The following is a 25,860-nucleotide window of genomic DNA, read 5'->3' on the forward strand; positions in this document are numbered from 1 at the left end:
ATAGTTCGTACATACTCGTACAGTAGGACTATGATAGCAGACGAACTCAGACGCGACCATCCCGGTCGCTTACTCACAGTCAACTGACTAAGGACGCATCATGCCCCGACCCATCCCTCTCGAACGTTATCGCAACATCGGTATCTCCGCGCATATCGATGCCGGTAAAACGACCACCACTGAGCGCATCCTGTTTTATACCGGAATGAGTCACAAACTGGGTGAAGTCCACGATGGCGCGGCAACAACCGACTGGATGGCGCAGGAGCAAGAGCGAGGTATTACCATTACCTCTGCGGCGGTGAGCTGCTTCTGGCCCGGTATGGACCGTAGCTATGAACCGCACCGGATTAATATCATCGATACCCCGGGGCACGTAGATTTTACCATTGAAGTAGAACGCTCCATGCGGGTGCTGGACGGCGCGGTCATGGTGTATGACTCTGTCGGTGGCGTGCAGCCCCAGTCGGAAACTGTCTGGCGGCAGGCCAATAAGTATCACGTACCCCGTATCGCGTTCGTCAACAAAATGGACCGCCCGGGTGCCGATTTCTTCCGCGTGGTCCAGATGATGGTCGACAGGCTAAAAGCTCACCCGGTGCCGATCGTGATTCCGATCGGGGCGGAAGAGCATTTCACCGGCGTGGTCGATCTCATTAAGATGCGCGCTATCGTCTGGGACGATGCCACGCAGGGCATGACCTTCAGCTATGCGCCGGTGCCGGATGAGCTGCAGGCCACCGCGCAGACCTGGCGTGAGCAGATGGTCTCGGCGGCGGCTGAAGCCAGCGATGCGCTCATGAATAAATATCTGGAAACGGGCGATCTGGACGAAGCTGATATTATCAGCGGGTTGCGTCAACGCACCGTGGCCGGGGAAATCCAGCCCATGCTCTGCGGCAGCGCCTTTAAAAACAAAGGGGTGCAGCGGATGCTCGACGCGGTGATTGAACTGATGCCTTCGCCGCTGGACGTCCCGGCAATTGACGGGGTGGATGCGAAGGGGCAGGCTGCCGAGCGCCACCCGAGCGACGACGAACCCTTCTCGGCGCTGGCGTTCAAGCTGATGACCGACCCCTACGTGGGCCAGTTGACCTTTATCCGGGTCTATTCCGGCGTGCTGAGAAAAGGCGACGCGGTTTACAATCCGGTGAAAGACAAGAAGGAGCGTATTGGCCGCATTGTGCTGATGCAGGCTAACGATCGCCACGAGGTAGACGAGCTGCGCGCCGGGGATATCGCGGCCTGTGTCGGGTTAAAAGATGTCACCACCGGCGACACGCTCTGCGATCCGTCAGCGGTGATTACCCTGGAACGGATGGAGTTCCCGGACCCGGTGATTTCGCTGGCCATTGAGCCAAAAACCAAAGCGGATCAGGAGAAAATGGGGATCGCGCTGCAACGTCTGGCTGCAGAAGATCCGTCGTTCCGCCTGCACACCGACGAGGAGTCAGGACAGACGATCATCTCCGGAATGGGTGAGCTTCACCTGGAGATTATCGTTGACCGGATGAAACGCGAGTTTGGCGTGGAGGCGAATATCGGTCGGCCGCAGGTGACCTACCGTGAAACCCTGCGCAAAGCGGTGAAAGAGATCGAGGGCAAATTTGTGCGTCAGTCCGGCGGTAAAGGGCAGTACGGCCATGTTGTCCTCAGCCTCGACCCCCTGGAGCCGGGCAGCGGTTTTGTCTTTGAAGATGCCACGAAAGGCGGGGTGGTGCCGCGCGAATATATCCCTTCGGTGGAAAAAGGGCTGCGCGAGGCGATGAACAGCGGCGTGCTGGCGGGCTATCCGGTCGTGGACGTGAAAGCGACCCTGACCTTTGGTTCGTATCACGACGTGGACTCCTCGGAGATGGCCTTCCGAATGGCGGCGATCTTTGGTTTCAAAGAGGGGGCGCGTCGGGCCGATCCGGTCATCCTGGAGCCGGTGATGCACGTTGAGGTAGAGACGCCTGAGACCTACGCCGGGAATGTAATGGGCGATCTCTCTTCCCGCCGCGGCATGGTGCAGGGCATGGAGGAGCGGTACGGTAGCCAGATTATCCGCGCCGATGTGCCGCTGGCAGAGATGTTCGGCTATGCCACCACGCTGCGCTCAATGTCCCAGGGCCGCGCGACCTACAGCATGGAGTTTCACCACTATGCCGAAGCGCCGCGTAATGTTGCAGAAGGGATTATCGCCAGCCGTTCGAAAGGTTGATTATTGCAGTAAATACCCTCGCTCCATTGGGGCGAGGGCCAGGCGGCTATTCCGCCGCCTTCACCATCTTACCGCTGGTCACAAAGGTCCCTGCGCCCAGGTGATGCAGCGTATTGCGCTTATCCTCATCAAACTGCCAGCGTCCGGCGGCAAACGCCCGTTCATCTGCGGCCGCGGCCACCACTTCGCCAAACAGGGTGTCATATTTCTCGGCGGCGGAGGTCACCGGTAATAGCCGACACTCCATCCATGCCAGACACTTCTCTTCAACGACCGGCAGCCCCAGCACCGGGCCGTTAATAACCGGGATCCCGTAGCAGTTAAATTTATCTTCATCCCGCCCGCTGACGCTACCCACCGCGTAGGTCCAGTTAGCGGCGGCAACGCCCGGCACCACAATGCCAAACATGCCGCTGCGCTCAATCAGCTCGCGAGACCAGGCGCTTTTATCCACCACGATGGCGATACGCGGCGGTTCAAACTCGACCGGCATCGACCAGGCGGCCGCCATAACATTACGTCGGTCAATCTGCTCATCCCGGCTGGTGATCAGCACCGTAGGGCCGTGGTTCAGCAGACGGCTGGCATGTTTTAACTCGACGGGGCGAAAGTGGCTCATAACAACTCCTCAGTATTAGCGCCAGGCCATTAAACCTCTGAAGCGCAGACAAAATCAATACGCAACATTTTGTTCATGGTTTTGTCACATAGCCACCCTACAGTGACGGCACTAAATCCCAAAGAGGATAACAATATGCTCACCCCCATCACGCTCAAAGGCGTCTCGTACGCGTTTGGCGCGAATACCGTATTAAACCAAATCGATCTGCACATCGAGGCGGGTAGCGTGGTTGCGCTGCTCGGACCCTCGGGCTGTGGAAAAAGCACGCTGTTACGTCTGCTGGCCGGGTTAACCCACCCGCTGCAGGGCGATATCCATTTTGGCGATCGTCAGGTGGCGAGGGCGGGCTGGTCGTTACTGCCCGAGGCCCGCGATATCGGCATGGTCTTCCAGGACTACGCGCTCTGGCCCCATATGACGGTGGCGCAGAACGTGGCGTTTCCACTGAAGATGCGCAATGTCTCAGGCAGCGCGCGTGACGATCGCGTCTCGCAGGCTTTACGGCGCGTGGGTCTGGCCGACTTTGCCGACCGCAAACCCGCCGGGCTTTCCGGTGGGCAGCAGCAGCGCGTCGCCCTGGCCCGCGCCATTGTCGCCGAACCCCGGGTACTGCTCTTTGACGAGCCGCTCTCCAACCTCGATAGCGAACTGCGCGAATCGCTCTGCCTGGAGATGGCGTCGCTACTGCGCCAGCTTGGCACCACCGCCGTTTACGTTACGCATGACCGCCGTGAAGCCGAGATTCTGGCCGATCGCATCGTGCACCTTTCTGCTGGCAGCGTCGCTGCCGATCGTTTGATTCAATCCTCAGGGGAGTTTGCATGAAAATTACACTGTCCGTAAAAAAAGGAGTGCTGGTAGCCATGGCATTATCGTCCGTCATGATGTCGAGCGCCCACGCGCTCACCCTCTATACCGCCGGGCCGGGATCGCTGGCGAAGAACCTTGCAAGCGGCTTTGAAAAGAAAACCGGCGTGAAGGTGGATATCTTCCAGGCCACTACCGGTAAAGTGATGGCGCGCCTCGAAGCGGAGCAGGCCAACCCGCAGGCCGACATTCTGATCTCCGCCTCCTGGGATACGGCGGAAGATCTGCATAACCGCGGCTGGCTGTTGCCGTACCAGAGCGCCAATGCTGAACACGTGCCCGCCGACCTGAAATCTACCGATTTCGTGGCTCAGGGGGTATCGGCGCTGGGCATCGTCTGGAACACCAAAAGCGGCACCCCGGAGCCGAAGGAGTGGCAGGATCTGACCACCGACGCCTTCAAAGATAAAGTGACGACGCCAGACCCGGCGCTGTCAGGCGCCTCTCTCGATCTGCTGATCGGGTTACAAAATGGGATGGGCGATAAGGCCTGGTCGCTATTTGATAACCTGAAGAAGAACGGCATGGTGGTTAGCGGCCCGAACGCTCAGGCGGTCACCCCGGTCATGCAGGGGGCAAAAGCGGCGGTATTTGGCGCGGTGGATTACGTCTCTTACGGCAACATTCACCAGGGGGAATCTCTGAAGGTGATCTTCCCGGCCAGCGGCACGGTCATTGCCCCACGCCCGATGATGATCCTCAAATCTACCCCGCATGCGGATGACGCCAAAGCCTTCGTTGATTATGTGTTGTCGCCGGAAGGCCAGGCGATGGTGGCCGACGCCTGGCTGATGCCAGCCCGCGAAGACATCAAGGCGAAACGCCCGCTGCTGAACGAACTGAATATCCTGCCGACCAAAAGCGACGGCAGCAGCGAGCGCAGCGCCATTCTGAAGCGTTTTAACACGCTCTTCTCTCTGTAACTTTTCCGACGGGGGCAACCCCGTCTTCAGGATCGCGTGTGAAACACTCCTTTCTTTCAGGGGCGACGCTGGCCATGCTGATGGTACTGGTGGCGCTTCCGCTACTGTTTATTGTGCTACAGGCGGTATTCCCGCAATTTAGCGCCGGCTCTTTTTCGGCCGCCTTTGGTGGCGTACGTCAACTGCTGGCCGAGCCGCAGCTCCCGGGGATGCTGGGGGGAACTCTGCAGATCGCCCTGGGCGTGGCGCTGGTCAGCGCGCTGATTGGTTTTCCCCTTGGGGTCGCGCGCGGGCTACTGACGTTGCCGCTGCCGCGCCTGTGGGATCTGCTCTTCCTGATCCCCTTTTTAACGCCGCCCTATATCGCGGCCTTGTCATGGATGCTGGTCCTGCAGAGTAATGGCTACCTGCAACAGCTAACGGGTATCAATCTGAACGATCTGCTGTTCAGTAAAACCGGTATTGTGCTGGTGATGGCGCTCAATATCTTCCCGGTAGTCTATTTTGCCGTCTCGCGCAGTCTGCTGGCCAGCGGGCAGCGGCTGGCGTGGGTTGCGCGGGTGCATGGTGCCAGCGCAGGGCGGGCCTTCTGGCATATCACGCTGCCCTTGCTTTCACCGGCGCTGGCGGCAGGCATGCTGCTCTCGTTTACGCTGGCGATCGAAGAGTACGGCGTGCCGGCGGCGCTGGGCACGCGGGCAGGGGTGTTGATGCTGACCACCGATATCGAGAAAAAGCTGGCCGACTGGCCTATCGATCTCTCGGGGGCATCGATGCTGTCCGTGGTACTGGTGGCGATCGCGCTCTGCGCCTGGGCGTTGCAGAAAAAGCTAACGGGCCAGCACGACGTAACCAGCGTCACGGGTAAGCCGACCGAGAACAGAGGGGCGGATGCCGGGATCTTTATATTGCCCGTCGTCGTGCTGATGGGGCTGGTTGGGCTGATTGCTGTGGTGCTGCCCGCGGCCTCGATGGCGCTTTCAGGCGTGCTCGGCACCTTATCGGCGGGTGTCACTGCGGATAACGTGACATTGTCACATTACGCGGCACTCTTTAGCCAGCAGGGAGATGCCCTGGCTGCGCTGGGTACCAGCCTGTCGCTGGCGCTGGGAACGGCGTGCATTACGGGGCTACTGGGGCTGCTAGCCGCCTGGTTGGTGGTGGTGCAAAAAATCAGAGGCCGGGCGCTGGTGGATGCGTTATCCCTGATGCCCGCCGCGCTACCAGGGATTGTGGTGGGCGTGGGGCTTATTTTACTGTGGAACCGCACCTTCTGGCCACTATCACCTTATAACAGCTGGGTCATACTGCTGCTCTCTTACTGCTGCCTGCTATTGCCGTGGCCGGTCCGCTACATTGGCAGTGCGCTGCGCCAGTTGGGTGGCAATCTCGAACCGGCGGCGCGGGTACACGGCGCGTCGGCGCTGCAGGCGCTACGTTTTATCGTGATACCGCTGGTGTCGCCGGCCATGCTGGCGGCGATGTTGATGGTCTTTGCCATTGCCTCTCGCGAGCTGGTGACATCGCTATTACTGGCCCCGGCGGGGACGCAGACCGTCTCGGTCTTTATCTGGCGCCAGTTCGAACAAGGCTCGATTGGGCAGGGAATGGCGATGGCCACCCTGACGTTAGTGACCGGACTGATATTGATGCTGAGCGCGCTGGGTATCATGCAGCGCACGACGGGGCGCTAAAAAAGCACTTTTACGCAGGTGGCGACGCAAAAATAGTTTATAAACAGGGAACATCACTGCAAGGAAGTTCACTATGTCTCCATTTCTGACTGCGTATTTCGCCCGCACGGGCTGGCAACAGCCCGCGACCCCGAATATCGACACCCTGCGCGGGCTGCATCTCCACCATAACTGCAGCATCCCGTTTGAGAATCTTGACGTGGTGTTGCCACGCGAGATCCAGCTCGACGAGGAGAGCGTGCAAGACAAACTGGTTACCGCCCGTCGCGGTGGGTACTGCTTTGAGCAGAACGGACTCTTCGAGCGCGTGCTGCGTGAGGTGGGTTTTACGGTCCGCAGCCTGCTGGGCCGCGTGGTGCTGGCGAATCCGCCGCAGATGCCGCCGCGTACCCACCGACTGTTGCTGGTTGAGCTAAATGGCGACCGCTGGATTGCCGACGTGGGCTTTGGCGGCCAGACGTTGACCGCGCCGGTTCGCCTGATTGCCGACCTGGAGCAGCCCACGCCGCACGGCCTGTACCGCCTGCAGAACGAAGGGGATAACTGGGCCTTACAGGTTCACCATCACGATCGCTGGCAGTCGATGTACCAGTTCGATCTCGCAGAGCAGCATTTCAATGACTATGTGATGGGCAATTTCTGGTCGGCTCACTGGCCGCAATCGCATTTTCGCCATCACCTGCTGATGTGCCGACACCTGCCCGAGGGGGGCAAACTGACCTTAACCAATTTCCATTTCACCCGCTGGCAGGGGGCGCTGGCGGTTGAGCAGCGTCATCTCGCCGATGCAGCCGAGCTGTACCAGGTATTGCAGGAGCAGTTTGGGCTGGGGGTATCTGATCCGAAAAACGGTTTTTCACTGGCCGAGCTGACGGCGGTGATGGCGGGGTTTGAGACGCATCCGCAGGCAGGGAAATAGCCGGGTGGCAGCGACGCCACCCGTCTAAATTAGCGCCGTGACCGAACAACCTGATACCGGCGGGTGAAATATTCAAACGGCGCGCTCCACACATGCACCAGACGGGTGAAGGGGAAGATCAGGAAAATGGTCATCCCCAGCACCAGATGCACACGGAAGATAAAGTCCACGCCGTTAAGCATCTCCGATGAGCCGCCGCGGAAAGTGACGATACCCTGCGCCCAGCCTACCAGTTTCATCATCTCGCTGCCGTCCGGAAAACGGGCGGAGAATGGAATCGTGCTCAACCCCAGAATGCACTGAAGCAGTAAAATGCTCATGATGATGATGTCCGGCGTGGTGGAGGTGGCGCGCACGCGCTGATTAAACAGCCGGCGGTAGAGCAACATTGACCCACCAATCAGCGTTAACACACCGCACACGCCCCCGGCGAACATGGCCAGCTGCTGTTTCACGGCGAGAGGTAAAAACCAGGCGTACATCCAGTGCGGGGTCAGCATCCCGAACAGGTGGCCGAAGAAGATCCCCAGAATACCGATATGAAACAGGTTAGAGGCCCAGTTCATGCCGCGCTTGCTCAGCATCTGGCTCGACGAGGCACGCCAGGTGTACTGACCGTAGTCATAACGCAGCCAGCTTCCGAGGAAGAAGACGGTGGCGCAAATATAGGGATAGATGTCATAGAAAAACACGTTCAGGTAGTGCGTCATTTGGGGCCTCCGGCGCCGACGTCCACATACTGCGGTGCAACGTCCTGGCTAAAGCGTCGTTGATATTGCTGCATCGGCGAACTGTCGCACGACGTGGCGTTGTCTTCGATAAACTTCACCTGCTCTTCTTCCCACACCGCATCCAGCGCCTGACGGGTGTCATCACGCTTCTCAGTGGCAACCTGTGCCGCTACGCTATCGCTGGAAAGCCGGGTTTCGGCCAGCCGTAGCAGAGCGTCAAACAGCTGATAATGGGCAACGTCGCGCTGCTTCAGCCGCCCCCCAATCAGCGCCAGGATCGGGGCGACGTTCTGCAGCCCATCGCGCGCTTCCGCTTCGCCCACAATACTGAGATATTCCAGGTAAAGGGGCAGATAATCGGGGAGCTCCCGGCAATCCAGCTGCAGACCAACCTTCTCGTACTGCGCCATCAGGTCGACCATCGCCTGGCCACGATCCCGCGACTCCGCGTGCACATGTTCAAACAGCAGCAGCGAGGTGGCCCGGCCACGTTCAAACAATTCGCACCACTCGGCCTGCCTGTCCAGCAGCGGGGCGCTGAGATAAGTTCGCGTAAAGGGCAACAGCGTCGGGGCATCCTGGGCAATGAGATCTAACGCCTCATCGCGGTTCTCCCATAACACCTCGTCGGGATACTCCATTAACAGCGCAATGATTTTCAGAATCCGCATTACTCTCCCTCCCCGTGTTCACGCACCTCGGTAATATTGATGGCGTCGATACGGCTACTGTTGAAGAGGTTGAATTTGGTGTCTGAGCCGTGGCAGCCATCGCCGAAGGTAAAGCCGCAGCCGTTCTTCTCGGGGAAGGCATCACGGGCCATTTCGCGGTGGCTGGTGGGGATCACGAAGCGATCTTCGTAGTTGGCAATGGCGAGATAGCGATACATCTCTTCCACCTGTTCGACCGTCAACCCGACCTCTTCAATGGCGCGGGTATCGGTCACGCCTTCCACGGTTTGTGAACGTTTGTAATGGCGCATGGCCATCATCCGCTTGAGGGCGCGCAGCACCGGGCCGGTATCGCCCGCGCTCAGCATATTTGCCAGATACTGGACCGGGATACGCAGGCTCTCCACGGCGGGAAGCACGCCGTCGGTTTTGGGCAGGCCGCCCGCATCGGCATAGGACTGAATCGGTGACAGCGGCGGCACATACCAGACCATCGGCAGGGTACGGTATTCCGGGTGCAGCGGCAGGGCCAGCTTCCAGTCCATCGCCATCTTGTAAACCGGCGAGCGCTGGGCAGCGTCAATCACGTTCTGCGGAATACCTTGCTTAACGGCCTCTTCGATCACCGCCGGATCGTGCGGATCTAAAAAGACATCGCACTGGCGCTCATAAAGATCGGTGACATGTTCGGTGCTGGCCGCCTCCTCAATGCGATCCGCGTCGTAAAGCAGCACGCCGAGATAGCGAATACGCCCGACGCAGGTCTCTGAGCAGACCGTCGGCTGGCCGGATTCAATACGCGGGTAGCAGAAGATACATTTTTCTGACTTACCGCTCTTCCAGTTGAAGTAGATTTTTTTGTACGGGCAGCCGCTGATGCACAGACGCCAGCCGCGGCACTTATCCTGGTCAATGAGCACGATGCCATCTTCTTCGCGTTTATAGATGGCGCCGCTGGGGCAGGTAGCGACGCAGCTTGGGTTCAGGCAGTGCTCGCACAGGCGCGGCAGGTACATCATGAAGGTATTTTCAAACTGGCCATACATCTCCTTCTGCATCTTGTCGAAGTTGCGGTCGCGGGCGCGCTTTTCGAACTCGCCGCCGAGCAGCTCTTCCCAGTTTGGCCCCCACTTAATTTTATCCATCCGCTTGCCGTCAATCAGCGATCGTGGACGGGCGGTAGGTAAGTGATCCCCCTGCGGGGCGCGGTGCAGATCCTGGTAGTCAAAGGTGAAGGGTTCGTAATAGTCGTCAATCTGCGGTAAGACCGGGTTGGCGAAGATTTTCGACAGCACCCCCATCTTGCCGCCGAGGCGCGGGGTGAGCTTGCCGGTGATACCGCGGATCCAGCCGCCTTGCCACTCCTCCTGGTCTTCCCAGTTTTTGGGGTAGCCGATGCCCGGCTTGGTCTCAACGTTGTTAAACCAGGCATACTCCATCCCTTCACGCCCGGTCCAGACGTTTTTGCAAGTGACCGAGCAGGTATGACAGCCAATACACTTATCAAGGTTAAGTACCATGCCAACCTGTGAGCGGATCTTCATTTTTTCGCCTCCTGTAGCTGGTCCCGACCTTCACCATCCAGCCAGTTAATGTTTTTCATTTTGCGGATCATGATGAACTCATCGCGGTTCGACCCGACTGTGCCGTAGTAGTTAAAGCCGTAGGCCAACTGCGCGTAACCGCCGATCATGTGGGTCGGTTTCGGGCAGATGCGGGTGACTGAGTTATGAATACCGCCGCGTCGGCCAGTCACTTCCGAACCTGGAATGTTAAGAATGCGCTCCTGGGCGTGGTACATCATGGTCATGCCCGGCGGCACGCGCTGGCTCACTACGGCGCGAGCGGTGAGGGCGCCGTTGGCATTAAATGCCTCGATCCAGTCGTTATCCTCAATACCCAGCTCCCGGGCATCCGTTTCGCTTATCCAGACAATCGGACCACCGCGCGACAGGGTCTGCATCAGCAGGTTTTCGCTGTAGGTCGAGTGGATGCCCCATTTCTGGTGCGGCGTCAGGAAGTTCAGCGCTTTCTCCGGGAAGCCGTTCGGCGGAATGTCACGCATGTGCGTCACGCTACGGGTATCAATTGGCGGACGATAAACCACCAGACTTTCGCCGAAGGCGCGCATCCACAGATGGTCCTGGTAAAGCTGCTGACGGCCCGAGAGAGTGCGCCACGGAATCAGCTCATGGACGTTGGTGTAACCGGCGTTGTAAGAGACATGTTCGCTCTCGAGGCCGGACCAGGTGGGGCTGGAGATAATCTTGCGCGGCTGGGCCTGAATATCGCGGAAGCGGATTTTTTCGTCCTCTTTATTCAGCGCCAGGTGGGTATGATCCCGTCCGGTCAGCTGCCCCAGGGCTTCCCAGGCTTTCACGGCAACCTGACCGTTGGTTTCCGGGGCGAGGGCGAGGATCACCTCTGAAGCGTCGATGGCGGTTTCGATACGCGGGCGGCCTTTCGCCGGGCCATCAAGTTTGACGTAGTTCAGCTTGCCGAGGAAATCGATCTCTTTCTCGGTGTTCCACGAAATGCCTTTCCCGCCGTTGCCCAGTTTATCCAGCAGCGGACCGAGGGCGGTGAAGCGCTCGTAGGTTTCTGGGTAGTTACGTTCCACCACCGCAATGGAGGGGGCAGTCTTGCCGGGAACCAGCTCACACTCGCCTTTGCGCCAGTCCTGAATATCAAAAGGCTGCGAGAGCTCCGCCGGGGAGTCATGCTGCAGGGGTTGCAGTACCACATCGGTTTCGGTACCGAGATGGCCCACGCAGACTTCCGAGAAAACTTTGGCGAGCCCTTTGTAGATCTCCCAGTCGCTGCGGGACTCCCAGGCGGGGTCAACGGCGGCCGAAAGCGGATGAATAAACGGATGCATATCCGAGGTATTCATGTCGTCTTTCTCGTACCAGGTGGCGGTCGGCAGGACAATATCCGAGAACAGGCAGGTGCTGGACATGCGGAAATCGAGGGTCACCAGCAGGTCAAGCTTCCCTTCGATGGCGGGGGTCTGCCACTCCACCTCTTCCGGTTTCACATCATCCGTCGAGCCCAGATCTTCGCCCTGAATCCCGCTCTCGGTCCCCAGCAGGTATTTCAGCATGTACTCGTGGCCTTTACCGGAGGAGCCCAGTAGGTTAGAGCGCCAGACGAACAGGTTACGCGGATGGTTTTTACCGTTATCCGGTTGCTCGCAGGCGAAGCGGACGTCGCCCGATTTTAGCCCCTGCACGGTGTACTCCTGCGGCGTCATGCCGGCAGCATCGGCGCGGGCTTTAATATGCAGCGGATTGAGATTGAGCTGCGGGGCGGAGGGGAGCCAGCCCATGCGCTCGGCGCGGACGTTGAAGTCGATCAGGTGCCCGGTGAACTGCCCCGGGTCCGCCAGCGGCGAGAGCAGCTCCTGCGCCGTCAGCTTTTCATAGCGCCACTGGCTGGCGTGGTTATAAAAATAGGAGGTGCTGTTCATCTGGCGCGGCGGCCGGTTCCAGTCCAGGGCAAAAGCCAGCGGCAGCCAGCCGGTTTGCGGACGCAGTTTCTCCTGGCCCACATAGTGCGACCAGCCGCCACCGCTCTGGCCTACGCAGCCGCAGAAGACCAGCATGTTGATCATCCCCCGGTAGTTCATATCCATGTGATACCAGTGGTTCACCCCGGCGCCGAGAATGATCATCGAGCGGCCATGGGTTTTATTGGCGGTATCGGCAAATTCCCGGGCGATCTGTTCGATATGGTGGCGCGGCACGCCGGTGATCTGCTCGCCCCAGGCCGGGGTGTAAGCTTTGATCTCTGCGTAATCGGTGGCGGCATTGCTGTCGTCCAGCCCACGGTCGAGGCCGTAGTTGGCCAGCACCAGGTCATAGACGCTGACCACCTGTTTGATGGTGCCGTCTGCCAGAGTCAGCGTTTTTGCCGGTACTTTGCGCAGTAACACCGGTTCCTGCTTCACGCTGCGGAAATGGGGATTTTCGTTGCCGCCAAAGTAGGGGAACGCCACGTTAGCGACGCGATCGTGGGTGATCAGCAGCGAGAGCGTCAGCTCCGTCTCCTGGCCTGCCGCAAGCGGTTCCAGGTTCCATTTGCCTTTTTCTCCCCAGCGGAAGCCAATAGAGCCATTCGGCGCCACCAGTTCACCGGCCAGGGTAAAGGCAACGGTCTTCCACTCCGGATTATTGGCCTCTCCCAGCCCGTCGGCGAGATCCGAGGCGCGCAGCATCCGGCCTGGCACGTGGGTCCCGTCCTCACGCTCATCGAGCATCACCAGCATCGGCATGTCGGTGTAGCGACGGCAGTAGTTCAGGAAGTAGTCGCTGGGGTTATCGAGGTGGAACTCTTTCAGAATGACATGGCCCATCGCCATGGCCAGCGCGCTGTCGGTACCCTGTTTAGGGGCAAGCCACTGATCGCTAAGCTTTGCCACTTCCGAAAAATCGGGGGTGATGGCGATAGTTTTGGTGCCTTTGTAGCGCACTTCGGTAAAGAAGTGGGCGTCCGGGGTACGCGTCTGCGGCACGTTGGAACCCCAGGCGATGATGTAGCCCGAGTTATACCAGTCGGCCGATTCTGGCACGTCGGTCTGCTCGCCCCAGGTCATCGGCGAAGCGGGAGGAAGGTCGCAATACCAGTCGTAGAAACTGAGACAGGTACCGCCCAGCAATGACAAATAGCGGGTGCCGGCGGCGTAGGAGACCATCGACATCGCCGGGATGGGCGAGAACCCCGCCACGCGGTCGGGGCCGTAGTTTTTGATGGTCCAGACGTTGGCGGCGGCAATCAGTTGATTGAGCTCCTTCCAGCCCGATCGAATAAATCCGCCTTTCCCACGTGCCTGTTTGTAGCGCTGGCATTTCACCGGGTCGCTCTGGATGGCATCCCAGGCCAGCACCGGGTCGCCATGCTGCGCCAGCGCTTCACGCCAGAGTTCAATCAGGGCGCGGCGCACCAGGGGGTACTTCAGGCGGTTTGCGCTATAGAGATACCAGGAGTAGCTGGCACCGCGCGGGCAGCCTCGCGGCTCATGGTTAGGCAGGTCGGGGCGGGTACGGGGGTAGTCAGTCTGCTGGGTCTCCCAGGTCACCAGGCCATTTTTAACGTAAATTTTCCAGCTACAGGAGCCGGTACAGTTAACCCCGTGGGTGGATCGCACAATCTTATCGAACTGCCAGCGCTGGCGATAGCTGTCCTCCCAGTCACGGTTGGTGTGGTACACCTGTCCGTGCCCATCGGCGAAACTGTCGCCTTTTTGTTTGAAGTAACGGAAGCGATCCAACAATTTACTCATGACGTCTCTCCTGACGGGGCGACTCCCGCCCCGTGGTTACACTGCTCATAACGTAATTAATGGCATGTTTATGATTTGATGTGCTTTTGACGGCGGCCATACACCAGCCAGGTGATGAATACACAGACGATGTAAAAGACGAGGAACACTTTCATCGCGCCTACCGGAGACCCGGTCATTGCCAGCGAGGTGCCGAAGGCCTTCGGAATGAAGAACCCACCGACTGCGCCAATGGCGGAGATAAAGCCGAGCGCGGCAGCGGTGTCGGTCACGGCCTCTTGTTGCGCTTGCTGTTCACTACCGCCACGCAATTTCACTTTATAAATCGTAATTTGCCGAAAGATGACGGCGATCATCTGGAAGGTCGATCCGCTGCCCAGCCCGGCGGTGAGGAACAGCCCCATAAAGACGATGTAGAAGGCGGTAAAGTTACCGGAGCCTGAGCCCGGCAGGGTGAAGAACAGCAGGGCGGTGAAGATCGCCATCAAAACAAAGTTCACCAGCGTCACGCGCACGCCGCCGAGTTTGTCAGAGACCACGCCGCCGGCCGATCGCGCCAGCGCCCCAATTAGCGGACCGAAGAAGGCGAGGTGCAGAATATTCACATCCGGGAACTGTGTTTTAGAGAGCATCGCAAAACCGGCGGAAAAGCCGATAAACGAGCCGAAGGTAGCAAGATAGAGCAGGCTTAACAGCCAGAGGTGTGGCTGTTTCAGTACCGGTAACTGACTGGCAATCGAGGCCTTAGAACTGGCGATATCGTTCATGCCAAAAAAGGCAGCAAGGGTTGCCAGCACCAGCAGCGGTACCCATATCCAGGCCGCGTTGGCCAGCGACAGGAGAGAGCCATCCTCCTGCGGCACGCCGTGCACGCCGAGGAAGGTAAACATCGGCAGGAATATCACGACCGGAGCGACCATTTGCATAACGCTCACGCCCAGATTACCCAGCCCGCCGTTGATACCCAACGCGCTGCCCTGTTTCGCTTTCGGGAAGAAGAAGCTGATGTTGCCCATGCAGGAGGCAAAGTTCGCCCCGGCGAAACCACACAGCAGCGCGATGATAATAAATACCCAGTACGGAGTAGCGTTATTCTGTACGGCGATGCCCAGCCAGACGCAGGGAACAATCAGTATTACGGTGCTTAATACCGTCCAGTAGCGACCACCAAAAATAGGCACCATAAAGGAGTAGGGGACGCGTAATATTGCGCCTGAAAGAGAAGGGAGGGCCGTTAACATAAAGAGTTGATCGGTGGTGAAATTAAAACCCACCTTATTCAGGTTTACGCTCACCGCGCTAAATAACATCCAGACGCAGAAGGCTAAAAGTAAACAACTGACGGAGATCCATAAATTACGACGGGCGATATGTTTGCCTTTATTTTCCCAGAAAGCGGGGTTCTCGGGTTTCCAGTTGTTTAATAGATAATGATTATTTTTCTCATTAAGTTGTGACATATCGCCCTCTTAAATGTCCATAAACAGCAGAAAAAGCACCGGGAATCAGTCAGTTGCCTGCAGGTTTGTTCTATTGAATTATCAGGAAATTTTGGGATATGTCTGAAAGGATAGATAAGAATGGGAATCCATGAGCAATGAAGGGTTAAGAAGCGTCTGCTTAAGTGTTACTAATTGTAAAATTATAATTTTGCAACGCGGTTTAATATAATTCCAGAGTAATGACTTTATGAAGATGCTTATTAAATGCAGCTTCATCCATACCGGCAATATTTAACATATATATTCCGTCTAAACCGCAAACCAGGCTTATCAATCGCCAGGCTATATTCTCTGGCGTGTCATGAAGATTAAAGACTTTTTCCTCAGCACCCGCTGCAATAATGGCTATCGTCTCCTTGTGCCACATCTCCATCGTCAGGACATAGGCACCTTTAATCTCTTCATCGCGGGCAGCAAGGATTTGCGCTTCGCGCCATAAGCGGATGTAGGGTTCAAAGTGGCGGTCGTCGCTACCCAGCATGGCGTGAAGCTTGTCGTGCCAGCTGGCATCGGCGGGCACCACCTCTGCATCCAGCAGGTCGCGGATAAGATGAATAAAAGCCTGTGATTTTAACTCACCAATGCTGGCGAAATGGTGATGGACCTGGCCTGCGGCGACGTCGGCCTCGGCCGCGATACGTCGAACCGTCATGCTGGTTAATCCCTCACTTAATGCCACACGCATGGCGGCATGCAGGATCGCTTCCCGACGTTCATCCTTGTTTAAATAGGCCATTCTGTTCACCCTCAATCGCGACGCAACGAGTGTAACAAAAAGCTGGACAGTTGTTCAGCTTTCCGTAGGATCGCATTTCTGGACATGTGTCCAGGTTTGTAATGAAAAGGACATTTATGTTTCGTCAGTGGTTAGCGTTAGTGATAATCGTGCTGGTTTATATCCCTGTGGCCATTGATGCCACGGTACTGCACGTGGCGGCGCCGACATTAAGCATGACGCTGGGCGCCAGCGGCAACGAACTGCTGTGGATCATCGATATTTATTCGTTGGTCATGGCAGGTATGGTGCTGCCAATGGGGGCCCTGGGCGATCGTATCGGATTTAAACGCCTGTTAATGCTGGGCAGCGTGCTCTTTGGTCTCTCTTCCCTGTGGGCGGCAGCGTCCAGCTCTGCCGGCTGGCTGATTGCCGCGCGTGCCAGCCTGGCGATAGGGGCGGCGATGATTATTCCGGCTACCCTCGCCGGGATCCGCACGCTCTTTACCGAGGCGCGTCAACGCAACATTGCCCTCGGCGTCTGGGCCGCGGTAGGGTCAGGCGGCGCAGCCTTCGGGCCGCTGATTGGTGGGGCATTGCTGGAACACTTTTACTGGGGATCGGTCTTTCTCATTAACGTTCCTATCGTGGCGATTGTGGTGGTCCTGACGGCGCGTCTGGTGCCGCCGCAGCAGGGGCGCCCGGAGCAGCCGCTCAATATTAGCCACGCCATTATGTTGATAGTGGCAATCCTGTTGCTGGTGTTCAGTGCCAAAACCGCGCTAAAAGGGGCGCTCTCGCCCTGGATGGTCGCCACTACGCTGTTTATCGGGGCGATGCAGCTGTTTATATTTGTCCGCATCCAGCTGCGCGCCGCGATCCCCATGATCGATATGCGTCTTTTCGGCCACCGCATCATCCTGAGCGGGGTGGTGATGGCCATGACGGCGATGATTGCGCTGGTGGGATTTGAGCTATTAATGGCGCAGGAACTTCAGTTCGTGCATGGCTTTACCCCCTTCGACGCAGGCATGTTTATGCTGCCGGTGATGGTGGCCAGCGGATTTAGTGGGCCGATTGCGGGTGTGCTGGTGAGTAAGCTGGGGCTACGCATCGTTGCGGCCGGGGGAATGGGACTGAGCGCGCTGAGCTTTATCGGCCTGTCGATGCCCGATTTCAGTACTCAGCAGTGGTTGGCCTGGGGCTTAATGGTATTGCTCGGGTTCAGCGCGGCCAGTGCCTTGCTGGCATCGACCTCGGCCATTATGGCCGCCGCGCCGAAGGAGAAGGCTGCGGCCGCAGGCGCCATCGAGACCATGTCCTACGAACTGGGTGCCGGTCTGGGCATTGCTCTGTTTGGCTTGCTGCTTACCCGCAGTTTTTCCGCCGCGATTGCCTTACCGCAGGGGCTGGAGAGCAGGGTGGCAGAACAGGCCTCCTCGTCGATTGGCGAGGCGGTAAAAGTGGCGCAGGAACTGCCACCGGCCCTGGCGGAGTCGGTCATCCAGGCGGCGAAAACGGCGTTTATCAGCTCCCATAGTGTGGCGCTGGGGAGTGCTGGCGGAATGTTGCTGTTACTTGCCATTGGCATCTGGTTTAGCCTGGCAAAGGTACCGCGTTCGGCATAACTTATTAGTTACAACATACTATTGGCTTTTGTTTTAATAAGGTTCCCCGGCCTGTGGCCGGGGAAAGTGCAAAACTAACACTCCTGCGCCGCACTCAACAGGCTATGCAGCAACACATTGGCCCCTTTCTCAGACCATGCCGGTAAAATCCGCTCCTCTTCGTTATGACTGATGCCCTTAACGCAGGGGATAAAGATCATACTCGCCGGGGCGATTTTACTGATGTAACAGGTATCATGACCGGCACCGGAAACCATCGGTTTTGCCGTATACCCCAGCGCTGTGACCGCCGCTTCACTGCGTGCCAGACAGTCGGCGTCAAACGTAATAGGGGCGTAGTCAAAAATGCGTTCTACATCAGCCCGCACGCCGCGGGCCGCCAGCCCCTCAGCGGCCTGTCGCAGCGACGCTTCCATTGCCGCCAGTGCTTCGCTGTCGGGATGACGAAACTCCACGCTGCACACTACGCGGGAAGGGACCACGTTTCGGGAGTTAGGGGTGACTTGCGCCATGCCGATAGTCGCTCGTCCATCTGGCGCATGCTGATAACCAATCGCCTCCACCTGCAGCGCCAGCTCCGCAAACGCGGTGAGGGCATCCCGACGGCTGTGCATCGGTGTCGTACCCGCATGTGCGGCAAAACCTTCGAGGGTGAGCGTAAACCAGCGCTGACCCATCGCCGCGCGAACCAGCCCGATATCTATGCCTTCATCTTCCAGGATCGGCCCCTGTTCAATATGCAGCTCATAGCATGCGTGAACCGGAAACGCGCGGGCGGGCAGTTCGCCCCGGTAACCGATAGCTTCCAGCGCCTCGCGGACGGTGATTTTTGCGCTGTCGCTCCGCGCGTAAGCGAACTCCTGCGTAAGTTGTCCGGACCAGACGCCAGAGGCCAGCATTGCCGGGGCAAAGCGGGCGCCTTCTTCATTGGTCCAGTTCACCAGTACGATATCGCGTTCCGTTTCCGTCTGGTTGTCATTCAGCGTACGTAGCACCTCCAGCCCGGCGAGAACGCCGTAAATGCCGTCGTAATTGCCTCCCTGTGGCTGTGAATCCACGTGCGAACCGGTCATCACCGGCGGGAGCGCGCGGTTTTTGCCCGCGCGGCGAATGAACATGTTGCCCATGCTGTCCACATCACAGCTGAATCCGGCCTCCAGAGCCCAGTCGCGCAGAAGGGTGCGCGCCATGCGATCCTCTTCGCTCAGGGCCAGACGGGTAACGCCGCCGGCAGGGGTTCCACCGATGTGTGCCATCGTTTCAAGCGTGGACCAGAGTCGCGCCGCATCGATGCGTATCATGCGTTGTCCTTTTTCTGGCTGCGGTAACGGAAGTCACAGCATTTGCCGCCCTGCATGATGGTGGTAGTGCGGGTCAGCTTCACGTCAGGTGCATAGCCGACGATAAATTTCTCATCGCGGGCGCACGACAGCAGATGACCAATCTCTCCCAGCCCCATCTCGTGATACATCTCTGCGTAGCGGCAGCGGGTGACGTCGTAGTTGTACTGCTGGTCATCGGCGTCGATGACTTTTACGTCCAGCGCATTATCTTTTTCCCAAAGATACTGCAGGGCGATAAAGCTCTTAACATCCGCACCGTTCGGCTCTTTACTGGCAAACGACTTTCCCGCATCGATCGCGGCCTGCTCAATGGCCTCGCCGATCACCGCCTGCGCGCGCGTTTTGCCTATCTCACGCACCAGGATTTCGTAAATAGGTTTAATAATTTCTGCTTCAATTTTGCGGCGGGCGAGAATACCCAGCTCATTATTATTGCTCATCACATTGCCTCACTACGTTACTTCGTTTTTGCGCCACCCAGCACGGTTTGCGGTTGCCATTTCCCGTCCACCACTTTGTAAACGGTAAATGACGGCGCCTTCAGATTGCCCTGACCGTCAAAGGCGATCTGACCGGTGACGCCAGAATAGTTAATCGCGCGCAGGGCAGGCAGATAGTCAGCAGGATCGACAGAGTCGGCTTTTTCCATGGCAGCAACCAGCACTCGGGTGGCGTCATAGGCGAACGGGGCGTGCAGTTCGATGTGGGTGTGATAGCGAGACTGGTACGCCTGTTCAAAGGCTTTACCGCCAGGCATCTGATCAACCGGCAGGCCTGGCTCCAGGGCAACAACGCCGTCAGCCTCTTTTTGCGCCAGCTGCAGGAAGGTCTGGCTAACAAAACCGCCGGCACCCATCAGGGTCGCTTTCATCCCGAGTTGTTTGATACGGCGCGCCAGCGGCGCGGCCTGGCTATCGACGCCGCCAAAGAAGATCAGATCGGCGTTTTTACTGCGAATGGCGGTCAGCACGGCGCTGAAATCGACCGTTTTATCATCCACATACTGGCGATCGACAATTTTCACCCCCTGCGCCTCGAGCGATTTGATGAACTCATCGGCCAGCCCCTGGCCAAAGGCGGTACGGTCATCAATTACGGCAATGCGTTTTGCTTTCAGGGTATTTACCGCATACTCACCGGCAAACTGGCCGCCGTCATCGTCGTGACCCATCACGCGGAAGCTGGTATCAAACCCCTGTTTGGTATAGGCGTGTCCGGTGGCAACCGGTGCGACCTGGGCGATGCCCGCATCGTGGTAGACCCGCGCCGCCGGGATGCTGGTACCGGTATTCCAGTGACCGACAACCCCGGCCACATCACTATCGACCAGACGCTGAGCGACGGCTACCGCGGTACGTGGGTCAGATTGATCGTCCTCAGACTGCAGCCTGAACGTGACTGCTTTACCGCCGATGGTGGGGTGCTGCTTATTGATGTCGTCAATGGCCAGCTGCGCCCCGTTTTCCAGATCTTTACCGATACGGGCAGAAGGGCCGGTTAACGGGCCAGCCAGTCCGATAACCACGGTCTCGCTGTCGGCAGCCCAGCTGGTAGCGGTGCCAAATCCGCCGAGCAACAGTGCTGCGCTCAGTGCGCTAATTTTGATTGTTTTCATTATGTTTTCCCTGATGTTGGTGTATTAAACGGGCATTTCGCCCAAATAAATCTGTGCAATATGATCGTCGTCGAGCATCGCTTTTGACTCGCCGTGATGCACGATGCTGCCGCTGTCCATTACCCAGGCGCGATCGGTAACCTCCAGCGCCAGACGGGCATTTTGTTCAATCAGCAGTAACGCCACGCCGCGCTCCCGCAGTCCGGCGATCACCGCAAAAATGTTCTCAACCATCCGTGGAGCCAGCCCCATTGAAGGTTCATCCAGAATGAGCAGGCGCGGGCGGCTGAGCAGGGCGCGATTTAGCGCCAGCAGCTGTTGTTCACCGCCAGAGAGCAAACCGGCGAGTTGATGCTGGCGCTCGCCAAGGCGTGGGAAGCGGTCAAAAATTTCTGCCATCTCCTGCCTGACGGTGACAGTGTCACGGCGAAGCCACGCCCCCATCTGCAAATTTTCCAGCACGGTCATACGGGCAAAGATCCCGCGACCTTCCGGCACCATCACCAGTCCGTCGCGAAGCAGCGCTTCGGCTTTATGTTTGCGTACCGATTTACCGTTAAAAGCAATATGGCCGCTAAAGTTCTCCAGCCCGGTAATGGCCCGCACCGTGGAGCTTTTACCGGCGCCGTTAGCGCCAATCAGCGTGGCCTGTTCACCTTCGTGGAGGATGAAAGAGAGATCGCGCACGGCCTGAATACCGCCGTAATGCACATCCAGATGCTCAACTTTTAATAACTCAGACATGGGCACTGCCTCCAAGCCAGGCGGCGATGACCGCCGGGTCGCGACGGACGATATCCGGCGTGCCGCTCGCCAGGGTTTTGCCGTAATCCAGTACCGTGAGACGATCGCAAATCCCCATCACCAGCTTAACGTCGTGCTCAATCATCAACAGGGTTTTGCCATCGTCGCGAATGCGGGTAAGAAGCTCGCCTAACGCCATTTTTTCGACGGCATTCATCCCGGCGGCCGGTTCGTCAAGCGCCAGCAGCAGCGGGTCGGTTGCCAGCGCACGGGCAATCTCAAGTCGCCGTTGATGGCCATAGGCGAGGTCACAGGCGCGATAATGGGCATATTTGGCGATACCGGTGTACTCCAGCCAGTGCCATGCCTGCTCACGGGTTTGCGCCTCTTCTTCCCGGGCGCGTTTATGGCGGCTCAGCGCGGCCCACAGCCCATTTCGGGTGCGGACATGGCGGCCTACCATCACGTTTTCCAGTACCGACATCTCGTTAAACAGCCGCACGTTCTGGAAGGTGCGGGCGATGCCGACGGCGGTCACTTTCTCAATCTGTTTCGGGTAATAGGGTTTATCGGCAATAGAAAATTCACCGCTGTCCGCCGGGTAAAGGCCGGTGATGAGGTTAAAACAGGTCGTTTTGCCCGCGCCGTTAGGGCCAATCAGCCCGTAAATCTCACCGCGATTAATCGACAGCGAAACATTATCGACCGCCGTCAGGCCGCCAAAACGTTTTGACATATTGCGCACCGTTAACAGGCTCATGCCTTAACCTCCTTGTGACGCATCGGCCAGATACCTGAAGGACGCACCAGCATCACGCCGACCAGAGCCAGGCCGTAGAAGAGCTGGCGTAATATTTCCGGGTCAACCAGCACGGAACCAAACAATGCCTGTTGCAGCGGGGCCGCCTGGCTGCGCAGCACTTCCGGCAGGGCGGTCAGCAGCACGGCTCCGAGGATCACGCCGGGGATATGACCCATACCGCCCTGCAGGAATCCATCGCCAGTACGGCAATGGATTCCTGCAGGGTGAACGACTCTGGCGACACAAAGCCCTGGAACGCGCCGAACAGCGCGCCCGCCACGCCACCAAACGAGGCGCCCATGGCGAAAGCCAGCAGCTTATAGTTGCGCACGTTAATTCCCATTGCCCGGGCCACGTCTTCATCTTCACGGATGGCGTGCCAGGCCCGGCCGATGCGCGAGTGTTGCAGGCGCAGGCAGACAAAAATAATGCCGACAATGACGACCATCAGCAGGTAATACCAGAGCCACAGCGCGGGAACCTTCATGCCAAACCAGTGATAGACCCCGCTAAACTTCAGGCCAAACAGGTTCAGGGTATCAACGCCGGTAATGCCTTTTGCGCCGTTGGTGATGTTGACCGGACGGTCGAGGTTACGCATCAGAATGCGAATGATCTCGCCAAAACCGAGGGTGACAATTGCGAGGTAGTCTCCTCGTAGCTTTAAGGTCGGCGCCCCCAGCAGGATCCCGCATACCGCCGCCACCAGCGCGGCAACAGGGATAATCAGCAAGTAAGAGGTGTGCAGCCCGTCCGGGAACCAGACGGCGAGGATCGGGAAGACCTCCAGCAGATGCGGAGAGGCCAGCAGCGCGGCCAGGTAGGCGCCCACCGCGTAAAAGGCGATGAATCCCATATCCAGCAGGCCGGTATAGCCCACAACAATGTTGAGCCCGAGCGCCAGCATGATATAGAGCAGCGCGAAGTCGATCACGCGCACCCAGTAGTTGCCGCCGAGCTGGGAGGCCACCACGGGGGCAACCAACAGGGCAATGATAAACAGCGTCATGCCGGACCAGAATCGGCGGGTAGAGGCGGGTGCCTGTATTTGTATGGTTGTCATAAATTCCTCTACGCCCTGTGCGCTACGCGCTCGCCCAGCAGACCTGCCGGACGGAAGACCAGCACCAGAATCAGCACAATGAAGGCAAATACATCCTGGTAATTACTGCCGAACACGCCATGGGTCAGATCGCCAAGGTAGCCCGCGCCGAGCGATTCGATAAGGCCGAGGAGGATCCCTCCTACCATCGCGCCGCGAATGTTACCGATGCCGCCTAATACCGCAGCGGTAAAGGCTTTAATCCCCGGCAAAAAGCCCATCGAGAAGCTGGCATTACCAAAATTGCTGGCCATCATCACCCCGGCCAGCGCGGCGAAGATGCCGCCAATGGCAAAGGTGAGGGTGATAATGGCGTTAGGGTTAACGCCCATTAAGGTGGCGACGCGCGGGTTTTCCGCCACTGCGCGCATCCCACGCCCGAGGCGGGTGTACTCCACCAGCAACCAGAGGCCGATCATCACCACCAGCGACAGCGCAACCGTTACCATGCCGGTAACGGTGATAATTACGGGAGGATGGGCGTCGCTACCGGCGGTAACGGCGATCGGATCCATGGGCAGGATCTGCGGGAACATCAGCGGATTGCGCGTCCAGACGATCATCGCCACCGTCTGCAGCAGTACGGAGACGCCGATACCGGAGATGAGCGGTGCCAGGCGCGGGGCATTGCGCAGGCGACGGTAGGCGAAGCGTTCTACCGCCATCGCCAGCAGGGCACACACCGCCATCGCGATGATCAACGCAAAACCGAGCTGTAACAGCAGCGGCATTTCAGGGAAATGGTTATTCAGGGCGTTAATGGCAGAAAGCGTTGTGAGCGCGCCAACCATCAGAATATCGCCGTGGGCAAAGTTAATAATGCGCAAAATGCCATACACCATGGTATAGCCCAGCGCGATCAGGGCGTAGATGCTGCCAAGCATTACCCCATTGATCAGTTGTTGTATGAGAGTGTCCAACGTTCCTACCCGACAAATTGCTCTTTCAGCGGGTAACATCTGATAAATGAATTAAATTGTAAAATACGCATATATTATTTCTTATGATATTTAATGATTGATTTATCTGCATGATTTTAAACACAATAGCGCAATGGACCCTCAGGGCAATTTCTTCATTAAAATCAATATATGAATAAAACAGAACAATCAGTGATGCTGGCCGCTTACGCAGAGAGCCGTCTGGCCAACGATCCCCCTTTACGGGCGGTACGCGCTTTTGAGGCCATCGCCCGGCTCGGCAGCGTTACGCTCGCGGCACAGGAGCTGGCAATCTCTCCTTCAGCGGTCAGTCATCAGCTGCGGGTGCTGGAGGGATATTTGCAAATGCCGCTGACTGAACGGCAGGGGCGCAAGCTGGTACTCAGTCAAAATGGTCGCGACTATTACCGCTCGATACGGGCGGCCTTCAATGTGCTGCGCCAGGCCACCGAGCATCTGGTGGAGCAGGCGCAGACCCGGCAGGTCACGATCAGCCTGATCCCGCTGTTTGGTATGGGGTGGTTTATTCCGCGCTTACCGACCTTTATGCGTGCCAATCCCCAGACCGAGATCAACGTGGTCTATGCCAACCACCGTAACTACCTTAGCGACGCGTCGGATATGTCTATCCGCTTTGGTAACGGCCAGTGGACGGGCTATCAGAGTGAAAAGCTGATCTCGGGCCAGATGGTGCCGGTCTGTAGCAGGGCGTTCTTGCGGCTCCATGGCCATATCGATACCCCGGAACAGCTGCTGCAAATGCCACTTCTGCATGACGAAGAGCGTGCAACCTGGCAGATGTGGTTCACCCAGCAGGGGGTAAAACGTCCGGCGCGCCGCAGCGGGCCGATGTTTGAAGATGGCTTATTGACGCTGGCGGGGGTGCAGGCGGGGTTAGGGTGCGCCCTCATGCGCGAGCCGCTGATTGCACCCTATCTGGAGAGCGGTGAGCTGGTGAAAATTTTTGATGCCCCTATCGATGACGGCCGCGATTATTATCTTTGTGTGCGCCAGGATTCTGATATGACCCAGGATGGCAAACTGCTGCAATCGTGGCTGCGCCGAGCGGCGGGGGACGGTGACGTTACGGCGTAAGCGAACAGTGATTATCCAGCGCTTCGATCTCGGTGCCGCTGAAGCGGGCATATTGCCCGGTCAAACGCCAGAAGGCGGGCTGCGTTTCGGTGTAAATTTCGGCGGCCAATACCAGGCGGCGGCGTTCAACTTCGCTCAGTTCCAGCAGCGTCCAGGGAACAAAATAGCGTCCGACGGTGGTGAGTGTGGACCAGAGCGGACAGCCGCAGCCGGGGCAGAACCGGCGCTCCCCGCGTTCGGACGAGTGAAAATGAGAGGGGGCGATAGAGCCCTCTTCTACCTGCGGCTCGCCCTCAGTTTCAAGGTACATTGCCACCCCGCCAGACCATTTCTGACAGAGGGTGCAGTGGCACGCATAGACATCGAAGTTCTTGATCGTAACGCTGAAGTGGCTCATCCCGCATAAACAGCGCCCGGTAAAACGTTGCATGGCATATTCCTTTATTACGCCCAATAAAAAGG

The 25,860-nt window shown here is 58.1% G+C and carries 21 protein-coding genes and 1 pseudogene; 7 read left to right on the top strand and 15 right to left on the bottom strand.

Annotation, left to right across the window (positions count from 1 at the left end; genetic code table 11):
* Window positions 1-100 precede the first annotated feature (100 nt).
* Entirely contained in the window at window positions 101-2,203 is a 2,103-nt protein-coding gene (gene fusA, locus JZ655_RS10290) for an elongation factor G (RefSeq protein WP_207293755.1), read from the top strand.
* A 46-nt stretch (window positions 2,204-2,249) separates the two neighbouring features.
* Here fusA and JZ655_RS10295 read toward each other — a convergent pair whose 3' ends face one another.
* Window positions 2,250-2,822 (bottom strand): flavin reductase family protein, encoded by a 573-nt coding sequence (locus JZ655_RS10295; RefSeq protein ID WP_207293756.1) that lies wholly within the window; start codon window positions 2,820-2,822, stop codon window positions 2,250-2,252.
* Between the two features lie 135 nt (window positions 2,823-2,957).
* Between JZ655_RS10295 and JZ655_RS10300 the strand changes: the two genes are divergently transcribed.
* From JZ655_RS10300 to nhoA, 4 genes are all read left to right on the top strand, one after another.
* A complete protein-coding gene (locus JZ655_RS10300; protein WP_207293757.1) occupies window positions 2,958-3,650 on the top strand; it encodes an ABC transporter ATP-binding protein in 693 nt (230 codons plus the stop codon).
* On the top strand, window positions 3,647-4,615 hold the full coding sequence (locus tag JZ655_RS10305; RefSeq protein WP_040075619.1) for an ABC transporter substrate-binding protein: 969 nt from the start codon (window positions 3,647-3,649) through the stop codon (window positions 4,613-4,615). Before JZ655_RS10300 ends, JZ655_RS10305 begins: the two co-directional genes overlap by 4 nt.
* Window positions 4,616-4,689: 74 nt before the next feature.
* Window positions 4,690-6,309 carry an ABC transporter permease gene (locus tag JZ655_RS10310; RefSeq protein ID WP_425352488.1) on the top strand — a complete coding sequence of 540 codons (1,620 nt, stop codon included), beginning with the start codon at window positions 4,690-4,692 and terminating at the stop codon, window positions 6,307-6,309.
* A 73-nt stretch (window positions 6,310-6,382) separates the two neighbouring features.
* Window positions 6,383-7,228: an N-hydroxyarylamine O-acetyltransferase gene (gene nhoA, locus JZ655_RS10315; protein WP_207293759.1), complete on the top strand. Its 846-nt coding sequence runs from the start codon at window positions 6,383-6,385 to the stop codon at window positions 7,226-7,228.
* A gap of 29 nt (window positions 7,229-7,257) precedes the next feature.
* On the opposite strand, the gene narI is transcribed toward nhoA, so the two are convergent.
* The 6 genes from narI to JZ655_RS10345 all read right to left on the bottom strand — a co-directional run bounded on the left by narI (window position 7,258) and on the right by JZ655_RS10345 (window position 16,149).
* Window positions 7,258-7,938: a respiratory nitrate reductase subunit gamma gene (gene narI, locus JZ655_RS10320; protein WP_207293760.1), complete on the bottom strand. Its 681-nt coding sequence runs from the start codon at window positions 7,936-7,938 to the stop codon at window positions 7,258-7,260.
* Complete coding sequence (gene narW, locus JZ655_RS10325) at window positions 7,935-8,630, bottom strand: nitrate reductase molybdenum cofactor assembly chaperone (protein ID WP_207293761.1); 696 nt, start codon at window positions 8,628-8,630, stop codon at window positions 7,935-7,937. The genes narI and narW overlap by 4 nt, the downstream gene beginning before the upstream one ends.
* Window positions 8,630-10,174: a nitrate reductase subunit beta gene (gene narH / locus JZ655_RS10330; protein ID WP_207293762.1), complete on the bottom strand. Its 1,545-nt coding sequence runs from the start codon at window positions 10,172-10,174 to the stop codon at window positions 8,630-8,632. The genes narW and narH overlap by 1 nt, the downstream gene beginning before the upstream one ends.
* Entirely contained in the window at window positions 10,171-13,911 is a 3,741-nt protein-coding gene (locus JZ655_RS10335; RefSeq protein WP_207293763.1) for a nitrate reductase subunit alpha, read from the bottom strand. Before JZ655_RS10335 ends, narH begins: the two co-directional genes overlap by 4 nt.
* Before the next feature lie 68 nt (window positions 13,912-13,979).
* The gene (locus JZ655_RS10340; RefSeq protein WP_207293764.1) at window positions 13,980-15,371 is read right to left on the bottom strand and encodes a NarK family nitrate/nitrite MFS transporter; all 1,392 of its coding nucleotides are present in this window, start codon (window positions 15,369-15,371) and stop codon (window positions 13,980-13,982) included.
* Window positions 15,372-15,573: 202 nt separating this feature from the next.
* Window positions 15,574-16,149 carry a TetR family transcriptional regulator gene (locus tag JZ655_RS10345; RefSeq protein ID WP_207293765.1) on the bottom strand — a complete coding sequence of 192 codons (576 nt, stop codon included), beginning with the start codon at window positions 16,147-16,149 and terminating at the stop codon, window positions 15,574-15,576.
* A 116-nt stretch (window positions 16,150-16,265) separates the two neighbouring features.
* Between JZ655_RS10345 and JZ655_RS10350 the strand changes: the two genes are divergently transcribed.
* Entirely contained in the window at window positions 16,266-17,756 is a 1,491-nt protein-coding gene (locus tag JZ655_RS10350) for an MFS transporter (RefSeq protein WP_207293831.1), read from the top strand.
* A gap of 74 nt (window positions 17,757-17,830) precedes the next feature.
* Here JZ655_RS10350 and JZ655_RS10355 read toward each other — a convergent pair whose 3' ends face one another.
* The 7 genes and pseudogenes from JZ655_RS10355 to JZ655_RS10385 form a co-directional block, all read right to left on the bottom strand.
* Window positions 17,831-19,057, bottom strand: a complete 1,227-nt coding sequence (locus JZ655_RS10355; RefSeq protein ID WP_207293766.1) for a Zn-dependent hydrolase — start codon at window positions 19,055-19,057, stop codon at window positions 17,831-17,833.
* Window positions 19,054-19,539 carry an L-2-amino-thiazoline-4-carboxylic acid hydrolase gene (locus tag JZ655_RS10360; RefSeq protein ID WP_207293767.1) on the bottom strand — a complete coding sequence of 162 codons (486 nt, stop codon included), beginning with the start codon at window positions 19,537-19,539 and terminating at the stop codon, window positions 19,054-19,056. The genes JZ655_RS10355 and JZ655_RS10360 overlap by 4 nt, the downstream gene beginning before the upstream one ends.
* A gap of 17 nt (window positions 19,540-19,556) precedes the next feature.
* The gene (locus JZ655_RS10365) at window positions 19,557-20,714 is read right to left on the bottom strand and encodes a branched-chain amino acid ABC transporter substrate-binding protein (protein WP_207293768.1); all 1,158 of its coding nucleotides are present in this window, start codon (window positions 20,712-20,714) and stop codon (window positions 19,557-19,559) included.
* Between the two features lie 24 nt (window positions 20,715-20,738).
* Window positions 20,739-21,458: an ABC transporter ATP-binding protein gene (locus JZ655_RS10370; protein WP_207293769.1), complete on the bottom strand. Its 720-nt coding sequence runs from the start codon at window positions 21,456-21,458 to the stop codon at window positions 20,739-20,741.
* Window positions 21,451-22,218 (bottom strand): ABC transporter ATP-binding protein, encoded by a 768-nt coding sequence (locus JZ655_RS10375; protein ID WP_040075634.1) that lies wholly within the window; start codon window positions 22,216-22,218, stop codon window positions 21,451-21,453. Before JZ655_RS10375 ends, JZ655_RS10370 begins: the two co-directional genes overlap by 8 nt.
* A pseudogene (locus JZ655_RS10380) lies at window positions 22,215-23,323 on the bottom strand (branched-chain amino acid ABC transporter permease). The gene JZ655_RS10375 and the pseudogene JZ655_RS10380 overlap by 4 nt, the downstream one beginning before the upstream one ends.
* An 8-nt stretch (window positions 23,324-23,331) precedes the next feature.
* Complete coding sequence (locus JZ655_RS10385) at window positions 23,332-24,282, bottom strand: branched-chain amino acid ABC transporter permease (protein ID WP_207293770.1); 951 nt, start codon at window positions 24,280-24,282, stop codon at window positions 23,332-23,334.
* Window positions 24,283-24,453: 171 nt separating this feature from the next.
* Between JZ655_RS10385 and JZ655_RS10390 the strand changes: the two genes are divergently transcribed.
* Window positions 24,454-25,398 (top strand): LysR substrate-binding domain-containing protein, encoded by a 945-nt coding sequence (locus tag JZ655_RS10390; protein WP_207293771.1) that lies wholly within the window; start codon window positions 24,454-24,456, stop codon window positions 25,396-25,398.
* Here JZ655_RS10390 and JZ655_RS10395 read toward each other — a convergent pair.
* Complete coding sequence (locus JZ655_RS10395; protein ID WP_207293772.1) at window positions 25,388-25,828, bottom strand: GFA family protein; 441 nt, start codon at window positions 25,826-25,828, stop codon at window positions 25,388-25,390. The genes JZ655_RS10390 and JZ655_RS10395 overlap by 11 nt on opposite strands.
* Window positions 25,829-25,860: the final 32 nt, after the last annotated feature.

It is taken from the genome of Leclercia pneumoniae (assembly GCF_017348915.1).
Lineage (GTDB): Bacteria > Pseudomonadota > Gammaproteobacteria > Enterobacterales > Enterobacteriaceae > Enterobacter > Enterobacter pneumoniae.

What these genes read in the sequence shown, in the direction of transcription:
- fusA (WP_207293755.1), top strand. Translation starts at nt 101, where the DNA reads ATGCCCCGACCCATCCCTCTCGAACGTTATCGCAACATCGGTATCTCC.
- JZ655_RS10295 (WP_207293756.1), bottom strand. Translation starts at nt 2,822, where the DNA reads ATGAGCCACTTTCGCCCCGTCGAGTTAAAACATGCCAGCCGTCTGCTG.
- JZ655_RS10300 (WP_207293757.1), top strand. Translation starts at nt 2,958, where the DNA reads ATGCTCACCCCCATCACGCTCAAAGGCGTCTCGTACGCGTTTGGCGCG.
- JZ655_RS10305 (WP_040075619.1), top strand. Translation starts at nt 3,647, where the DNA reads ATGAAAATTACACTGTCCGTAAAAAAAGGAGTGCTGGTAGCCATGGCA.
- JZ655_RS10310 (WP_425352488.1), top strand. Translation starts at nt 4,690, where the DNA reads ATGCTGATGGTACTGGTGGCGCTTCCGCTACTGTTTATTGTGCTACAG.
- nhoA (WP_207293759.1), top strand. Translation starts at nt 6,383, where the DNA reads ATGTCTCCATTTCTGACTGCGTATTTCGCCCGCACGGGCTGGCAACAG.
- narI (WP_207293760.1), bottom strand. Translation starts at nt 7,938, where the DNA reads ATGACGCACTACCTGAACGTGTTTTTCTATGACATCTATCCCTATATT.
- narW (WP_207293761.1), bottom strand. Translation starts at nt 8,630, where the DNA reads ATGCGGATTCTGAAAATCATTGCGCTGTTAATGGAGTATCCCGACGAG.
- narH (WP_207293762.1), bottom strand. Translation starts at nt 10,174, where the DNA reads ATGAAGATCCGCTCACAGGTTGGCATGGTACTTAACCTTGATAAGTGT.
- JZ655_RS10335 (WP_207293763.1), bottom strand. Translation starts at nt 13,911, where the DNA reads ATGAGTAAATTGTTGGATCGCTTCCGTTACTTCAAACAAAAAGGCGAC.
- JZ655_RS10340 (WP_207293764.1), bottom strand. Translation starts at nt 15,371, where the DNA reads ATGTCACAACTTAATGAGAAAAATAATCATTATCTATTAAACAACTGG.
- JZ655_RS10345 (WP_207293765.1), bottom strand. Translation starts at nt 16,149, where the DNA reads ATGGCCTATTTAAACAAGGATGAACGTCGGGAAGCGATCCTGCATGCC.
- JZ655_RS10350 (WP_207293831.1), top strand. Translation starts at nt 16,266, where the DNA reads ATGTTTCGTCAGTGGTTAGCGTTAGTGATAATCGTGCTGGTTTATATC.
- JZ655_RS10355 (WP_207293766.1), bottom strand. Translation starts at nt 19,057, where the DNA reads ATGATACGCATCGATGCGGCGCGACTCTGGTCCACGCTTGAAACGATG.
- JZ655_RS10360 (WP_207293767.1), bottom strand. Translation starts at nt 19,539, where the DNA reads ATGAGCAATAATAATGAGCTGGGTATTCTCGCCCGCCGCAAAATTGAA.
- JZ655_RS10365 (WP_207293768.1), bottom strand. Translation starts at nt 20,714, where the DNA reads ATGAAAACAATCAAAATTAGCGCACTGAGCGCAGCACTGTTGCTCGGC.
- JZ655_RS10370 (WP_207293769.1), bottom strand. Translation starts at nt 21,458, where the DNA reads ATGTCTGAGTTATTAAAAGTTGAGCATCTGGATGTGCATTACGGCGGT.
- JZ655_RS10375 (WP_040075634.1), bottom strand. Translation starts at nt 22,218, where the DNA reads ATGAGCCTGTTAACGGTGCGCAATATGTCAAAACGTTTTGGCGGCCTG.
- JZ655_RS10390 (WP_207293771.1), top strand. Translation starts at nt 24,454, where the DNA reads ATGAATAAAACAGAACAATCAGTGATGCTGGCCGCTTACGCAGAGAGC.
- JZ655_RS10395 (WP_207293772.1), bottom strand. Translation starts at nt 25,828, where the DNA reads ATGCAACGTTTTACCGGGCGCTGTTTATGCGGGATGAGCCACTTCAGC.